This is a genomic window from Vibrio sp. R10-SG-ISO4 (genome assembly GCF_059834135.1).
Genome location: NZ_JCBDHJ010000008.1, coordinates 1 through 14,822 on the forward strand (window position 1 = coordinate 1; position 14,822 = coordinate 14,822).

The following is a 14,822-nucleotide window of genomic DNA, read 5'->3' on the forward strand; positions in this document are numbered from 1 at the left end:
ATATAGAGGCGACCCTAATGTCCAGAAGATTGCCCCCTTTGAACTCATTAAAAGTGTTCGAGGCCGCCGCACGTCATTTGAGCTTTACCCGTGCTGCCGAAGAGTTGTTTGTGACTCAAGCGGCAGTGAGCCACCAGATTAAAGCGCTGGAAGAGTTTCTCGGCTTGAAACTGTTTCGTCGCCGAAATCGCTCGTTACTGCTCACCGAGGAAGGTCAAAGTTATTTCCTTGATATCAAAGATATCTTCTCTTCACTGGCCGAAGCGACAGATAAAGTTCTGGAAAGAAGTGAGAAAGGTGCCCTAACCATCAGCTTACCGCCGAGCTTTGCGATCCAATGGCTTGTTCCAAGACTGGCGGACTTTAACCAGCAAGAGCCAGATATCGACGTGCGTATTAAAGCCGTTGATATGGATGAGGGGTCTCTGACCGATGATGTCGATGTGGCCATTTACTACGGGCGCGGTAATTGGCCCGGGCTTCGAGCAGACAAACTTTACCAAGAATTTTTAATCCCACTTTGTTCCCCGTCGTTACTTTTAGGTAACAAACCATTAGAAACATTAAGTGACCTCAAGCAGCATACTCTACTTCACGATACCTCGCGCAAAGATTGGAAGCAGTTTGCGAAAGAGCATGACATTGAAGGCGTCAATGTCAACCACGGCCCCATCTTTAGTCACTCAACCATGGTGCTGCAGGCGGCTGCTCACGGCCAAGGGGTCGCCTTGGGTAACAACGTTCTTGCCCAACCAGAGTTGGAGGCAGGACGCTTAATTGCCCCATTCGATGAGGTATTGGTCTCCAAGAACGCCTTTTATGTGGTCTGCCATGAGAAGCAGGCGGATATGGGGCGTATTGCCACTTTCCGTGATTGGATGCTGGCCAAGGCGCACAAAGAACAAGAGGTATTGCTGGATGAATAATCGACGTATTGACGGCGATAGCCATGATCCTGTGTTTATTTTTGCTCATGGCGCGGGGGCGGGAATGGATCATGCGTTCATGGATGCCGTCGCCAAGGGGCTCGCGAGTCACGGTATTCAAGTGATTCGTTTTAATTTTCCCTATATGGAAAAGTGCGAACAAGATGGCAAGCGCCGCCCGCCAGACAGAGCGCCCAAGTTACTGGAAGCCTATCAACAGGTACTTGAGCAACATGCCGCTTCCCCTGTGGTGATCGGCGGTAAGTCGATGGGAGGACGCATGGCGAGTTTATTGGCTGATGACGATAAGGTGCGCGCGGTGGCATGTTTGGGGTTTCCTTTTCATCCGCCGGGCAAGCCAGAGAACTTTAAGGGCGACCACCTAAGCACTATCCACAAACCCACCTTGATTTTGCAAGGTGAGCGTGATGCGTTCGGCTCAAAAGATGAGTGCGTGAATTTCTCTTTGTCGTCATGTACCGAGCTTGTGTTCATTCCAGATGGCGATCATAGCTTTAAACCTCGCAAACGCTCTGGGCATACTGAGCAAAGCAATATCGCCTTAGCGGTCGAGAAGTTGGCCGAGTTTATTCAAGGAGTCTACAGTGAAAAGTAACCACTTACTTGCCTTGGGTGGCATGTTTGCCGGTCTTGGTGTCGCATTAGGCGCTTTTGCTGCCCATGGTTTAAAAGCCATGCTGCCGCCTTATCTGCTGGAGGTGTTTCAAACCGGCGTCCATTATCAATTCCTCCACGCTGTCGCGATCATGCTCTGTGCGCTTTTCCTTCGGTTGACGTCATTATCCGCCGGAGAAAAAAATTTCGCACGTGCGGCAATTTGCTTTATCATCGGCATCTTTTGTTTTAGCGGCAGCTTATACGCACTCGCGATCACGGGCATCAAATGGTTTGGCCCGATCACTCCGTTCGGTGGAGTGATGTTTTTGATTGGTTGGGCGCTGTTTGTTGTCGCCGCACTGCAAAGTAACGAGGTGAATCAGTGAAACAGTTAATGCTCTATTGCCGTTCTGGGTTTGAGAAAGAGTGTGCCGGAGAAATTCTAGATCGCGCCACCCAGTTGGAAGTGTATGGTTTCCCTCGCCTGAAAAAGAATTCGGGATACGTGCTGTTTGAATGCTATCAAGAGGGCGATGCCGAGAAGTTGGTCAAAGAGCTCGACTTTAAGTCGCTCATTTTTGCCCGTCAGATGTTTGCGGTGGCGGTAGAAATTGACGAGCTGCCTCGTGAAGATCGTATCACGCCGATTTTGCAATCTCTGGCTGAGGTCGAAGATTTTCCTCGTTGCGGCGATATCCGAATTGAGACGCCAGACACCAATGAGGCCAAAGAGCTACTCAAGTTCTGCCGAAAATTTACCGTACCGATGCGCCAAGCGATGCGCGGCAAAGGCATTCTTTTCGATAGAGAGAGCCCGAAAAAACCAGTATTGCACCTCTGCTTTGTAGCGCCGGGGCACTGTTTTGTTGGCTACTCGTTACCTAGCAACAACTCCCAATTCTTTATGGGCATCCCGCGTCTTAAGTTCCCTGCTGATGCGCCTAGTCGTTCGACGTTGAAGCTTGAAGAAGCGTTCCATGTCTTTATCCCAAAAGAAGAGTGGGACGAGCGTCTTGCCTCTGGCATGTGGGGTGTGGACTTAGGTGCGTGTCCGGGCGGTTGGACCTATCAACTGGTCAAGCGTTCGATGTTTGTCCATGCGGTTGATAACGGCATGATGGCGGACAGCTTGATGGAAACAGGGCAGGTGAAACACCATCAAGAAGATGGTTTTAAGTTCGAACCCGCGCGTAAAAACGTCACTTGGCTCGTGTGTGACATGATTGAAAAACCGTCACGCGTGGCGCAATTGATGGGTGAATGGATCATCAGTGGTTGGGCGAAAGAGGCGATCTTCAATTTAAAGTTGCCGATGAAAGGGCGTTACGATGAAGTGTTGGAAGATATTGAAAACTTGAAGATTTTCCTGATTGAAAACAAGGTCAAATTCAAGCTGCAAGCGAAGCACTTGTATCATGATCGAGAAGAGATCACCGTGCACGTCCAGTGTTTATCGAACATCTCGCCGCACTAAGCTAACCGATTAAGGTCAAGTTACAGCCCTGCATTGTCAGGGCTGTTTTTTATCCTTGTTCGGGCGGTGAATAGCGCAAATCTTGCAAGTTGAATCCAAGCTCGATATCGGTTTTCAGCGCGGCAACTTGGCGGCACAGTTTGGCTTGCTCAATATGCTCGTCCAATTTTTTACGATATTTGGGCGCTAAACTCTCGCTGGCGTAGGCCTCATCGATGTTGGCAAATTGCGTCAGGATCTCTTTGGCGGCTTTCGGGCCAATGCCCGGAACCCCAGTCACTTGGCTTGAGCTAATGCCAGCCAATCCCCAGTAGTCGGCCAATTGCTCGGGTTTGACACCAAATTCTTGTTCGATAAATGGCGCGTCCAACCAACGATGCTGAAAATAGTCGCGAATTTGCAAGGTGGGAGAGAGCAATTGGCAATAGCCTTTATCGGTGGAAATGATGGTCACTTTTTCGCCGTGACTCGCGACCTTCATCGCCAGTGTGGCGACCAGATCGTCAGCTTCATCCCCTTCAGATAACAGCGAATCCACCCCCAATTGCCACCATGCTTCTTGAATGCTCTCTAGGCCCTCTTGCAGTGGTTCGGGCATCGGTTTGCGGTTTTGTTTGTATTCAGGCAACCGTTCGGCGCGCCAGCCTCGCTCTTGCAGGTGATGATCAAACACCGCAATAATGTGGGTGGGTTGGCTTTCGTTGATGATGCGACTTAAAGTGCGCGAGGTGGTTTGAGCGGTACGTGCGATGTCTGACGCATCGGGCTGCGCTGAGTGGACTCGGCGAATCAAATTGAGGGCATCGATGATCACAAGGTGTATAGACATAACAGCGTTACCAAAACGGCATAAAATAAGGGCTCTAAGGCCCTTATTGTAATGATTGAGTGATAGATTGCTAGGCGGTCTTAATCCGATAGCACGGTTCGTAGGCACTGCCTCCGGGCAGTTTCATCCGGTCTTGGCTGACAAAGTCTTTTAATAGTCTGTCCATCTTTTTCATCAGCTCACTATCGCCATCGAGTTCGAACGGGCCGTGGCGTTCAATCTCACGGATACCTTCTGCCTTCACATTACCCGCCACAATACCCGAGAACGCTTGACGCAGAGAAGCGGCGAGGTTTTCAGGTCGTTGATTGAGGTGCAAATCCAAACTCGCCATGTTGTCGTGGGTCGGTTCAAAAGGCAGTTGGAACTCAGGCTCAATTTTAAGTGACCAGTTGTAGCTGTATGCATCGCCGGTTTCTTTACGATGAGCACGCACTTCACTCATTCCATGTTTCATGATTTGCGCCACACGCGCGGGATCATCAATCACGATTTCGTAGTGTTGTTGTGCAGTTTTACCTAGCGTGGCACCGATAAACTGGTCAATGGAGCGGAAGTACTCTTCACTCTCTTTTGGCCCAGTCAGTACGATGGGCAGCGGCTGATCGGCGTTTTCTGGGTGCATCATAATGCCTAACACGTAAAGCAGCTCTTCCGCTGTGCCCGCGCCGCCGGGGAAAATCACAATGCCGTGCGCCATACGCACAAAGGCTTCGAGGCGCTTTTCAATGTCCGGCATGATGACCAGTTCATTGACGATCGGGTTTGGCGGCTCAGCAGCAATGATCGATGGCTCAGTGAGGCCAAGATAACGCTGCTCGTAGTAGCGCTGTTTGGCATGACCGATCGCAGCCCCCTTCATGGGGCCTTCCATCGCACCAGGACCGCAGCCGGTACAGATGTTCATTTCACGCAGACCCAGCTCATTACCTACTTCGCGCGTGTATTGGTACTCCGTCGCATTGATAGAGTGACCGCCCCAACAGACGACTAAGTTAGGCTCAAGCCCAGGGATTAGGGCTCCGGCGTTACGCAAAATGCCAAACACCAAGTTGGTAATGTGGCTGGCATTGGTCAGGTTTAGACGTTGATTATCCGCTAAGTGCATGTTGACATAAACAATATCGCGCAGCACAGAGAAGAGATGCTCCTGAATACCTTTGATGATTTCCCCGTCAACAAAGGCGTGCTCTGGAGCATTAATGAGTTCGAGTTTGATGCCTCTCTCACGGCGTAATACATTGACATCAAAGGATTTGTATTTGTCGAGTAGCTCTTTTGAGTTGTCCGTGTGGCTGCCGGAGTTAAGCACCGCCAGTGTGCAGTTGCGATACAGTTGGTAGAGATCACTCGAGGCCGTTTTTTTAAGGCGCTCAACTTCAAGTTGAGACAGTAAGTCCATACTACCGGCTGGGCTGATATGTGTGATCATGAAGTCTCCTTAACCAGAATTGTTTCATGCGGTGATTTATTATTGTTAGTGCTCAGTGGAAAATGGAGAGGGAGTGAATAACTGAGTTACTACTAGCTTAGCATGCTTTAACAGATAATAAAGGCTAAGTATTTGATATGTTTATATCAAGCTGAGAAATGAGGGGGTGGGTTATTTCCAAACCAGTTGGCTTTTTCCGACGGATTTCGCTTCTTTCAGTGAAAGGTTTAGGCGTTCGAGTACTTCTTCTGGTGTATCGGACTCTTTGAAGGAGGTGCTGGCCGCCGACAAGGTGATAGAGAGGTTTTGGTCGCGGAATTTGAATGGCAGCTTCGAGACCTGAGACTGAACAGTTTGGATGAGCTTAAAGCTGGCGTTGTCATCGGATTCAGGCAGTAAAATGATGAACTCTTCGCCTGAGAAACGGGCGACAGTGTCTGTGCTATTCAACTGGCTCTTAATGGTGCGTGCAATGATCTTGAGTGCTTTGTCGCCCGCAGAATACCCAAAGCTGTCATTGATGACCTTAAAACCATCAATATCAAACATCACCACGCGAAGATTATGTTGCGCGCGAATCCAGCGGCGATATTCAAGCTCTAAACGATCGTTAAAGGCGGTGCGGTTGTAGACCTTGGTCAGCGGGTCAAGCAACATGCGCTGCGCTTGATCTTCAAGTCGACGACGGTAATCTTGCGTCACTTCGAACAGCGCTTCCAACTGATTATTGCCATATTCCATCCGCTCGATGAGGGCTTGCTCACGCTGCTCCGCTAAGTGTAACCGTTCGGTTAATGCATTGAGCTGACTCAACAGTGGATTGAGATCTTGCTTGAGATCATCGAGCGACTGCGCGTTGTTGACCTTAGATTGAGTACTGCCCAGTAACTCGGAGAGCTCGATGTTCATCTCTTTGCGCTGCTCAAAGTAGCTTTCCGACTGCTGCGTATTTTGCGCGCTACTTTTGAGTGTCGTCGCGAGAGAAGCGTTCACTTGCTCTAAAAACTGCTCAGAGGTCTTGCGCTCATACTTGGTGCCTTCGATGACCAGCTTGAGCGTTTGTAAGGTGAGCTCAAGCAATACATGTGAAGAGACGCCAATCAGCAGTTTGGCACGGATATCCGCTAAGAGATCCCCTGACTCACCTTCAAAATCCAATTCAGTGATGAGGTGTTGCAGCTCATCCGAAAGGCGCAAAAGCAGTTCGCGATCCGAGCTGTTGGCGATTTGATTGATGGAAGTGTCAGGGTTGGAAGTAATGATTTTGATGGAGCGTTCGTAGAGGCCAAGTAGAGTCAAAGCTTGTTCTGCTTTTGGCCGCTCAATGCCGTTGGAATAACTGAGTAAATCGCGTAGATCACGCTTAATCTTGGCAGGCAAACCTGTCAAGCGTAGCAGGGTCTCACCGCTTGCTTTGATTTTCGAGTCTAAATTGTCGCTCTGTTTGTCCATCGCTATGCTCTGCTGTTTAAGCAGGCGTTCAAGAACGGCGAGCTTCGGTATCATGGTAGTGACATCTTGCTGCTGTTCTAAGGCTCGACGCAGTTCTATCAAGCCATCTTGAAGCCTAGGGTTCTCATAAGTATAGGCGCTACTTAGGGACGCGACGATTCGCTTCAATACCTTTTGTTCTCGTTGAAACTTGAACGAGGTATCTCTGTGATTCAATCGGACTTGTTCCAATTGAGATTTCAGATTGTACAGCTGTGACTGAAGATCTTGCTCAAGAACGCCCATGAAAATCTAAACTTAAGACGGATAGGAAAAGCCTAACCTTAATAACGAATTTAACGATAATATCAAAATAAATCCGCCCGTCACGACATACCGACGTCGTTTGCCCAGGTTTTACTCATCTTTTAATAGTTTTTTGATACTGTCCTCATTCTTGAACGATGAATGGACCTTTATTAACCCTTGATTAATGGAATGTTTACACGCTTTACGTATGTTACCAGTTGCAAGGCTCGCTGCCGGAGCATTCTCAATCGCCTTGAGGTAAACCCACTGACTACTGTGTTCTTTCATACTTAAGGTACGCGCCGTGCTGGTGGACATCAACAACACATCAATCAACTCTTTATCATTCACGGCCGTATAAGCCCTTGGTAGGAAGGGGTAATCCGCCATACCAATTCGTACGATGCGGTTAAGCGAGCGTTGAGGCTCAAACTCACAGATCCACTGCTGAATGCGTTCAAACAGTCGTTCAGGATCTCGGTTCTCTTCGCTGGCTGGCTCAATGTAGAGGAGGTTGGCATCGGAAAAGTGATACATACGCGCCGGAGATTCAATTCGGCTGTGCAGATAGTCACCAAAGGCTTTTTCCAGTTTTAACCCCTCTGCGTAGCCGTGTTGCAAATACATGTTACGCAGGAAGGGGACGTCAATCATGACGAAGCGCAGGCGGTCATTGAGTGGTTCATGAATCAGCTCGCCAACATGCCATTTCTCAAATTTGTGGCTGCTCTCTTCCAATGACGCCGGTAGTTTCGCGTTCAACATGCGTAGGTTTTTCAAGCCAGAACGTGAATGGGTGTAGATCAGCTCGTTGAGCAGATCCAACTCCTCACGTTGAACATTGATGACATGCCCTCGACGTATTAAGAAGATAAAGAGCAGCGCGCACACCACAAACAGCGTCACTGTGATTTTCTGAAATTTGAGGTACTCGGCGTGGGTTTCAATCAGCTCTTCTTTTTGGCCCGCTAGATGAAGCGATTGCTCGACGAACTCTTTTTGTTGGCGAAACGCGTCTTCGCTTATGATGTCGAGTTGCTGCTGCTCAATAATGGATAGGGAGTTAAATTGTTTCATAAACTCTAACGCTTCTTTGTATTCCCCACTCAGTTCATAGCCGTAGTAGAGCAGTTGGAACGCGTGTTTACGAATGGTGATGTCATTGAGCGATTCACCGATAGAGAGCGCTTTGAAGGCGCGATCCAACACCACTTTTGCGAGCTTTTGATGACGTGCCAAACCGGATTCAAGCAACAGAGCGTGTGCCTTTAGACGTGGGGTATCTGTGTACTGCAACAGATCTTGCGCGCGCTCTAAATATTGCTCTGCCAGTGGGTAGTTGACCAAATTTAGATAAGTGGTCGCGAGCGAGAGACGAATGTCGATGACACTTTCGATATTGGTGCGCATCTTTTCATGGTCCATGGCGTTGAAGTAGTGCACCAACGCCAAGTTGTATTTCCCTTGCTGGTAGTAGATATCGCCCATACGTTTGAGCAAGGGGGCTAATCGAGGTGATGAGTCAAAGTTGTCATAAAAATCCGCTGCTTGGGAGAGGTGGTCCGCCGCTTTATCCAGCACTCGGCGCTCAAAAAAGAGTTGTCCCAGCACTTGGTTGACCTCTGCCAATTGTTGCCCTGAGTCCACTTCAATCGCTTTCCAATAACTGGCAAGAAGCTCGGAGAGCGCTTGGTTGTACTGTTTATGCGCGAGTAAGTGCTGGCCATAGGTGGTGTGAAAGCGGATAAACGTGCGGTCAGAATTGGAGTTGTCCACATACTCTTTACTTTGCAGGTAGAGTTGATTGGCGAGATCCAATTGCCCTTCCTGTGACGCTATCGCAGCGCGCAACATGGCAGTGCGGTATTGCAATCCGCGCGCAAATTGCTGTGGATTGGCGATTTGACTGATTTCTTGCTCGACCAGCTCGAGCCCTTCACGGGCGGCGGCGCCATCAGCGCTGATTTGCCAACGCAGTTGAATTTCATCAATACGCACGTCAAGCAGCAGATAGGGGAGCTGGTATTTCGCCGCTAATTCTTCCGCTTGTTCAAGGTGCAGGAGCGCGTTTCGTGGGTTGTGCAGATTGTATTCGGCTTTTGACAGAATACGCAGAGCGTCAATGGTGCTGCCTGGAGAGCGAGTGCGGCTCTCAGAATCGTCACGCGATAAAGCGTTCGGGCTTTGCTCCGTCTGACCAATTAAATCACGCTGCTCTAAGAAATTTTGCACCAACTGACGAGCTTGCGCTGGCACGACATCCACCACGCCGCTGGCCTCGTTCAACACGGCGGATGAATAGATCGTGTTGGCCCATAACGGGCGAGAAATCAGCAAAACAAACGCAAAGACAATCGAGCGCCAGCGAAGTGAAATCATGGTGGTAGCTATCCTTGTTGACCAAATTAAGAGGAACGAATGTTATTGGCGCGCCATGCGTTGGTTGTGCAACGGTTCTGGGTATTGATTTGAGCGATATGGGTTGATATCAAGACCACCACGGCGCGTGTAACGGGCATAAACCGTGAGCTTCTCTGGTTGGCAGTAGGTCATGATGTCGGTAAAGATTCGTTCCACACACTGCTCGTGAAACTCATTGTGCTCACGGAAAGAGACAAGGTAACGCAGCAGCGCTTCGCGATCGATTTGCTTGCCCTGGTACTGAATCTCGACGCTGCCCCAATCAGGTTGATTGGTGATCAAGCAGTTCGATTTCAATAGATGGCTGTGGAGGCTCTCTTCCACGTCTTCCGCGAGCGTGGCATTTTCCAGCAGGCTCGCATCAAAGTCGTAGTGGGTGATTTCGATGTCTTGGTGATCGATACACTCGCCATTCATGGTCACAATCACGCTGTCGGTATAGTCCTCAACGCTGTGCAGGGTGACGGATACGGTTTCACCTGCGCAGGCCGAAAGATCGCGGGTCAACGTGCGTTCGACTTCATCCCAACTGTCGAAGCGGGATTGGTTAAGACTGTTAAGGTAGAGCTTGAACGACTTCGACTCAATCAAGTTGGCGCTAGTGGCAGGGATGGCGACGTCACCAATCGCAACTTGAGGCAGCCCTTTACTGTTTAGCCATGAGAGCTCATACAAAGTCCAAAGATCGCAGCCCATAAATGGCAAAGTGTCACCCAGCTGAAGATCGTCGCGGTTGAGGCTGCGCGGGACCGGTTGAAGCAAGCTTGGGTCGTACTGGTTGGCGTAGTCGGTTTTTTGTCCAAGGGTTAGGCCAGCCAGCTCTTTGGCATCAGAATATTTGCTCATACTTTTGTTCATTTTCCATTAGAATGGCGAGAATTTTACGCAATCCCGCCCCTAAAAGCGAACATTGATGTTGGAGATTTGAATGCAAGATATCGCAGCTGAGGCGTTACTCTCGTTGAGTGACCGCTACCGCCAAGCCTACCTTGACCGTCAAGGTCATTTGCCGAAAAGCGCAGAGTTGGCGGACTTGGTCTCACCCTGTGTTGTACACAAGGATGAGGACACAGTCTGGTGGCAAGCTCAGCCGAGAGAGCGTCAAGCGGATTTTTCCAACGTTGAACAAGCGATTGAGCTGACCCTTCACGATGACATCAAAATCTTTTACGGTATTCAATACAGCGCCGATATGGACGTGACCTGGCAAGGCAATGACTTGACGCTCTTGCAAGTGTGGAGTGATGACGACTTTGAGCGCCTGCAAGAGAACATTCTGGGGCATTTGGTTACCCAGCGTCGTTTAAAACTCAAACCTACGGTGTTTATCGGAGCAACAGAGGCGGAGCTCGATGTGGTCTCGATCTGCAATTTGACGGGGAACGTGATTCTTGAGCGCCTCGGCACGGCAAAGCGAGACGTCCTCGCACCAAGTATTGATGAATTTCTTTCCCAGTTAGAGCCGGTGGTATCAAGCGATGTACGTAGTTGAGTTACAGTTTGAGTGTTTTGATAACACCACCATCAGTGCGGTCGACAAAGCCATTAACGGTCTGATGGATGCGCTACGTTACAACGGTCAGGTGCTCGGCAGAGAGTTCCCTATCGTGATGGGCGATGGCGAGTTTTTTGTCCGTGTCGTCTGCCCAGAGAAAGAGAGCTTACACCCAAGACACCACTCCGACTTTGTCAAAGTGTGTCTCAAGCGCCTAGCTGAGGCGGCGCTGCTGGCCCCAAAAATGCGTCTATTGGGCCGAGACATTAACTCGGAAGAGGCCGCCGATGACAGTGCGCCAAGCTGGCAGGTGCTCTACACCACGTATGTGCATACTTGCTCGCCGCTTCGTAGTGGCGATACCTTGCTGCCTATCCCTTTATACCGCACTGGCCCAACGCTCAATGGCGATCATAAAGCGGTGATCAAATGGCAGACGGAATGGCAAGCGTGCGATGAGCTGCAAATGGCCGGTGCGTGCCGCGCTGAACATGCGGCCTTGCATGAGATTGGTGACGTGGACAGCGTGCTATTTAAGCGTGGCTGGGATTTGCGCGGCCGGATTGAGTACATCACGCAAATCCCCACTTACTACTATCAGTATCGCGTCGGAGGCGAGAGCCTCGCGACTGAGCAGGCTAGGTTATGCCCCAAGTGTGGTGGCGACTGGCGCTTAGACGAGCCACTTCATGACGTGTTTCATTTTAAATGCGACGAGTGCCGATTGGTCTCAAACATGTCGTGGGATCATATCAAATAGATCGCCGGGCTAAACCGACTTGGCTGATACGCGGAGATGGCTCCGCGTAATGCTCTGAATCGGAGATGATCTGAATTGGAGATGTTCAGAATTAGGGAGGTAGCTTAGTCTTTGTTCTGCGGGTGAGTGGTGTTGCTAGTGGCACTATTATTGGTCATTGGGTCGCTGCCCTCTGGCGTGCTTTCCTCGCTTTCTTCGAGTAGCTCTTTGAGTAGCGCTTCATCGCTGCGTCGCTCTTGCTCTGCGTCTGTTGGCTGCGTTTTGCTAGTTGGTTTGAGTTTCAAGTAGGAGACATAGCGCAGTGCCGCGATGTTGCCGACCATAAAACAGACGACCAGAATGATGATAAACCAAGGGTTAGTGAACAGTTCCATTGCAAGCCTACGCGCTAATATTGGTGATAAACTGAGTATACAGCGTATCGACGTTTGAGATCAGGTACTCTTTTCCCAGTAGCTCGGGATCGTGCCACTGCTCAGTCAGCAAGGCTGGGGTGAGGTGGCTAAGGCAAGTATCTGCAGTCGCTCGGTGACTGATGTGCCAAGGCTCGGGAGCGACACCGCCACGATCGGTGTGATAGGGGAAGAAAAAACCGTAGTCCTGCAGGGTGTGACTAAGCCACAGATAGAAAGGTTGCTGGTGACCGGTGTGATATTCCCAAGGTTCCAGTTTTAGAGAAGTATGCCGAGGAAGTAAGTTACGTGCATACACGTCGAAATCCGTACCCCAATGATGGCGGCTCGCGCCTGGCACCGCTGACCAGCGCATGATGATATGGATGCGCTCTGCAATGGTGAGCGATTGAGCGTCGAGCGGACGGCTGTGGCTGTCGAGCACGGCAGCCTCTCCGCTCATTTTTCGATTCCAAATCGCTTTTTGCCGATCATAATCCCGAAAACCGCTCGCAACGCACAGGTCAAATCCAGCCTCAAGTGCCGCTTTTCTTAACGTCAGCAAGGCGTGTGTGGCGTTCGGGTGCACCAGAAACGCTTTTTCTCCCACCAACACCTCTTCCAGGTGATCGGAGGCTTTGCCGGTCAGTTGCGAGGGCGTCATGACTACACCAACAGATTTTCGAGCGTTTTCTGGTACATCAATGTCAGCTTTTCAAGATCATCGACTATTACACACTCATTCACTTTGTGGATGGTTGCGTTGACCGGACCAAGCTCAACCACTTGCCCCCCCATTCGGGCAATAAATCGGCCGTCTGAGGTGCCGCCCGTCGTGAGGAGTTGCGGTTTCGTTTGGTTGACCGCATCCACCGCATCCACAACAGCGTCAAGTAGCGCACCGGTATCGGTTAGGAACGGGTCACCATTGAATGTCCATTTCAGATCGTAGTCGAGTTGGTGCTTGTCTAATGTGTCGTGGACGCGTTTGACGATGGTGTCGTTATTGAGTTCGGTACTAAAACGCAAGTTAAACTGAACGTTGAACTCTCCCGGGATGACGTTAGAAGCCCCGGTACCTGCGTGCACATTGGGGATCTGGAAGCTGGTGGGTGGGAAGTAATCGTTCCCTTGGTCCCACTCTGTCGTGGCCAGTTCATGAATGGCGAGCAGCGACTCATGCACTGGGTTTTTGGCAAGATGCGGGTAGGCAACGTGGCCTTGAATACCTTTAACGGTCAAATCGCCGGTGATGGAGCCACGACGACCATTTTTCACTACGTCGCCAACGATGTCTGTGCTGGATGGTTCGCCAACGATACACATATCAATGTGCTCATTGCGTGCCATTAAGGTTTCAACCACGCGCACTGTGCCATTGATGAAGGGGCCTTCTTCGTCTGAGGTGATCAAAAAACCAATCGACCCCTTATGATCAGGATGCTCAGCAATAAACTGCTCCACCGCAACAATCATACTGGCCAGTGAGCCTTTCATGTCCGCTGCACCGCGACCAAATAAGACGCCGTCTTTGATGGTCGGTTCAAAAGGGGGCGTCTGCCACTGTTCAAGCTTACCCGCAGGCACGACGTCGGTGTGGCCTGCAAAGGCAAACAGCGGCGCATCAGTTCCTCTTCTTGCCCAGAAGTTGGTGGTGTCTTCAAACACCATCACTTCGATGTCAAATCCCAAGGCTTTTAAGCGTTCAATCATTACGTCTTGGCAGCCGGCATCTTCTGGGGTCACCGACTGGCGGCTAATTAAATCTTTTGCGAGAGCCAATGTTGGGCTATCTGTCATCCTTGAGTTCCTTAATTATTCATGTCAATACAATGTGGGTGATGCAATATGAGGGATTCTACGAAAAAACCGCTGTGTACTGGTCTGCTTTGAAACCGAGGTGGAGCGTACCGTCGACATCGAGAATCGGACGTTTGATCATCGCAGGCATCTCAACGAGCAGCGACACGGCCGTTTCTTTGTCTAGATTGGCTTTTTGCTCGTCGCTGAGCTGGCGGTATGTGGTGCCGCGTTTGTTGAGCACTTGCTGCCAGTCAAGCTGTTGGCAAAAGCGCTCGACGAGCTCCGTTTCTATGCCTTGTTTGCGATAGTCATGAAATTGGTACTCAATGCCTTGTTGTTCCAACCATTTTTTGGCTTTTTTGATCGTATCGCAGTTAGGAATTCCGTACATAGTGATGGTCATGACTTACCTTTTTTATGACTGTTTTTATTGTTTTCGCATCGTAGCAGGAACTGAGCAACGAGACAAAAGTGTGATCGATATATTTCATTGAGCAAAAAAAATGTGTTGCAACGAATTTCGATTGTCGAGTTATTGATCAAACGCAACACATCGCCAGGCAAAACAGAAATAATGACCATAGAAATCTTTAGGAGGTTATCAATGGAGTTGAGTCCTGTGTTTGCAAGACGCCTATATCTTGCACTGCTCGTTGAAAATTTAGAAAGGCCCAATGTCCCCAAGCTGATTGAACAGACGGGGTGGCCACGCCGCACCATACAAGATGTGATCAAAGCGTTGCCCGGTATCGGTATTGAATTGATGTTTGTTCAAGATGGACGCCGCCATAATGACGGCTATTACCAGCTTTCAGACTGGGGTCCGTTTGACAGCCAGTGGGTGATTGAGCGCCGCTCAGACATCGCGGCCAGTTTGGGCTTTAAAGCTTAGCCAGTGAGTGGAACCCACTCGGGGCACCGCTCTTACCAGG

At 50.0% G+C, this 14,822-nt stretch carries 16 protein-coding genes; 7 read left to right on the forward strand and 9 right to left on the reverse strand.

Going from position 1 to position 14,822, the window contains the following annotated elements:
* Positions 1-17: 17 nt before the first annotated feature.
* From AC6R03_RS03815 to rlmM, 4 genes are read left to right on the forward strand one after another with little or no spacing between them, the layout of a single operon-like run.
* Complete coding sequence (locus tag AC6R03_RS03815; protein WP_334555218.1) at positions 18-926, forward strand: transcriptional regulator GcvA; 909 nt, start codon at positions 18-20, stop codon at positions 924-926.
* Positions 919-1,542 (forward strand): alpha/beta fold hydrolase, encoded by a 624-nt coding sequence (locus AC6R03_RS03820; protein ID WP_500630648.1) that lies wholly within the window; start codon positions 919-921, stop codon positions 1,540-1,542. Before AC6R03_RS03815 ends, AC6R03_RS03820 begins: the two co-directional genes overlap by 8 nt.
* Positions 1,532-1,930 (forward strand): DUF423 domain-containing protein, encoded by a 399-nt coding sequence (locus AC6R03_RS03825; RefSeq protein WP_500630647.1) that lies wholly within the window; start codon positions 1,532-1,534, stop codon positions 1,928-1,930. The genes AC6R03_RS03820 and AC6R03_RS03825 overlap by 11 nt, the downstream gene beginning before the upstream one ends.
* A complete protein-coding gene (rlmM, locus tag AC6R03_RS03830) occupies positions 1,927-3,018 on the forward strand; it encodes a 23S rRNA (cytidine(2498)-2'-O)-methyltransferase RlmM (RefSeq protein ID WP_500630646.1) in 1,092 nt (363 codons plus the stop codon). The genes AC6R03_RS03825 and rlmM overlap by 4 nt, the downstream gene beginning before the upstream one ends.
* Positions 3,019-3,067: 49 nt before the next feature.
* Here the strand turns inward: rlmM and xni are convergent, their stop codons facing one another.
* The 5 genes from xni to queF form a co-directional block, all read right to left on the reverse strand.
* Positions 3,068-3,847, reverse strand: a complete 780-nt coding sequence (gene xni / locus AC6R03_RS03835) for a flap endonuclease Xni (protein ID WP_500630645.1) — start codon at positions 3,845-3,847, stop codon at positions 3,068-3,070.
* A 70-nt stretch (positions 3,848-3,917) separates the two neighbouring features.
* Positions 3,918-5,279, reverse strand: coding sequence for a nucleotide 5'-monophosphate nucleosidase PpnN (gene ppnN, locus AC6R03_RS03840; RefSeq protein ID WP_500630644.1), 1,362 nt, complete (start codon positions 5,277-5,279; stop codon positions 3,918-3,920).
* A gap of 171 nt (positions 5,280-5,450) precedes the next feature.
* A complete protein-coding gene (locus AC6R03_RS03845) occupies positions 5,451-7,016 on the reverse strand; it encodes a diguanylate cyclase (RefSeq protein WP_334555224.1) in 1,566 nt (521 codons plus the stop codon).
* A gap of 111 nt (positions 7,017-7,127) precedes the next feature.
* Positions 7,128-9,398: a tetratricopeptide repeat protein gene (locus AC6R03_RS03850; protein ID WP_500630643.1), complete on the reverse strand. Its 2,271-nt coding sequence runs from the start codon at positions 9,396-9,398 to the stop codon at positions 7,128-7,130.
* A gap of 42 nt (positions 9,399-9,440) precedes the next feature.
* Complete coding sequence (gene queF / locus AC6R03_RS03855) at positions 9,441-10,286, reverse strand: NADPH-dependent 7-cyano-7-deazaguanine reductase QueF (RefSeq protein WP_500625980.1); 846 nt, start codon at positions 10,284-10,286, stop codon at positions 9,441-9,443.
* Between the two features lie 82 nt (positions 10,287-10,368).
* Here queF and syd point away from each other — a divergent pair, with 82 nt between their 5' ends.
* Complete coding sequence (gene syd / locus AC6R03_RS03860) at positions 10,369-10,932, forward strand: SecY-interacting protein (protein ID WP_500630642.1); 564 nt, start codon at positions 10,369-10,371, stop codon at positions 10,930-10,932.
* Complete coding sequence (locus tag AC6R03_RS03865; protein ID WP_500653639.1) at positions 10,919-11,695, forward strand: Zn-ribbon-containing protein; 777 nt, start codon at positions 10,919-10,921, stop codon at positions 11,693-11,695. Before syd ends, AC6R03_RS03865 begins: the two co-directional genes overlap by 14 nt.
* Before the next feature lie 104 nt (positions 11,696-11,799).
* On the opposite strand, the gene AC6R03_RS03870 is transcribed toward AC6R03_RS03865, so the two are convergent.
* The 4 genes from AC6R03_RS03870 to AC6R03_RS03885 are packed head-to-tail and all read right to left on the reverse strand — an operon-like array spanning position 11,800 to position 14,293.
* Positions 11,800-12,069 carry a DUF2897 family protein gene (locus AC6R03_RS03870; protein WP_500625983.1) on the reverse strand — a complete coding sequence of 90 codons (270 nt, stop codon included), beginning with the start codon at positions 12,067-12,069 and terminating at the stop codon, positions 11,800-11,802.
* 7 nt (positions 12,070-12,076) lie between these two features.
* The gene (locus AC6R03_RS03875; RefSeq protein WP_500633951.1) at positions 12,077-12,751 is read right to left on the reverse strand and encodes a M15 family metallopeptidase; all 675 of its coding nucleotides are present in this window, start codon (positions 12,749-12,751) and stop codon (positions 12,077-12,079) included.
* Between the two features lie 2 nt (positions 12,752-12,753).
* Complete coding sequence (gene dapE / locus AC6R03_RS03880; RefSeq protein WP_500632302.1) at positions 12,754-13,887, reverse strand: succinyl-diaminopimelate desuccinylase; 1,134 nt, start codon at positions 13,885-13,887, stop codon at positions 12,754-12,756.
* 58 nt (positions 13,888-13,945) lie between these two features.
* Positions 13,946-14,293: an ArsC family reductase gene (locus AC6R03_RS03885; protein WP_500632301.1), complete on the reverse strand. Its 348-nt coding sequence runs from the start codon at positions 14,291-14,293 to the stop codon at positions 13,946-13,948.
* Positions 14,294-14,494: 201 nt separating this feature from the next.
* Between AC6R03_RS03885 and AC6R03_RS03890 the strand changes: the two genes are divergently transcribed.
* Complete coding sequence (locus AC6R03_RS03890) at positions 14,495-14,782, forward strand: winged helix-turn-helix domain-containing protein (RefSeq protein WP_334555233.1); 288 nt, start codon at positions 14,495-14,497, stop codon at positions 14,780-14,782.
* Positions 14,783-14,822 lie beyond the last annotated feature (40 nt).

What these genes read in the sequence shown, in the direction of transcription:
- AC6R03_RS03870 (WP_500625983.1), bottom strand. Translation starts at nt 12,069, where the DNA reads ATGGAACTGTTCACTAACCCTTGGTTTATCATCATTCTGGTCGTCTGT.
- ppnN (WP_500630644.1), bottom strand. Translation starts at nt 5,279, where the DNA reads ATGATCACACATATCAGCCCAGCCGGTAGTATGGACTTACTGTCTCAA.
- AC6R03_RS03815 (WP_334555218.1), top strand. Translation starts at nt 18, where the DNA reads ATGTCCAGAAGATTGCCCCCTTTGAACTCATTAAAAGTGTTCGAGGCC.
- AC6R03_RS03875 (WP_500633951.1), bottom strand. Translation starts at nt 12,751, where the DNA reads ATGACGCCCTCGCAACTGACCGGCAAAGCCTCCGATCACCTGGAAGAG.
- dapE (WP_500632302.1), bottom strand. Translation starts at nt 13,887, where the DNA reads ATGACAGATAGCCCAACATTGGCTCTCGCAAAAGATTTAATTAGCCGC.
- AC6R03_RS03865 (WP_500653639.1), top strand. Translation starts at nt 10,919, where the DNA reads ATGTACGTAGTTGAGTTACAGTTTGAGTGTTTTGATAACACCACCATC.
- queF (WP_500625980.1), bottom strand. Translation starts at nt 10,286, where the DNA reads ATGAGCAAATATTCTGATGCCAAAGAGCTGGCTGGCCTAACCCTTGGA.
- AC6R03_RS03890 (WP_334555233.1), top strand. Translation starts at nt 14,495, where the DNA reads ATGGAGTTGAGTCCTGTGTTTGCAAGACGCCTATATCTTGCACTGCTC.
- AC6R03_RS03820 (WP_500630648.1), top strand. Translation starts at nt 919, where the DNA reads ATGAATAATCGACGTATTGACGGCGATAGCCATGATCCTGTGTTTATT.
- xni (WP_500630645.1), bottom strand. Translation starts at nt 3,847, where the DNA reads ATGTCTATACACCTTGTGATCATCGATGCCCTCAATTTGATTCGCCGA.
- syd (WP_500630642.1), top strand. Translation starts at nt 10,369, where the DNA reads ATGCAAGATATCGCAGCTGAGGCGTTACTCTCGTTGAGTGACCGCTAC.
- AC6R03_RS03845 (WP_334555224.1), bottom strand. Translation starts at nt 7,016, where the DNA reads ATGGGCGTTCTTGAGCAAGATCTTCAGTCACAGCTGTACAATCTGAAA.
- AC6R03_RS03850 (WP_500630643.1), bottom strand. Translation starts at nt 9,398, where the DNA reads ATGATTTCACTTCGCTGGCGCTCGATTGTCTTTGCGTTTGTTTTGCTG.
- AC6R03_RS03885 (WP_500632301.1), bottom strand. Translation starts at nt 14,293, where the DNA reads ATGACCATCACTATGTACGGAATTCCTAACTGCGATACGATCAAAAAA.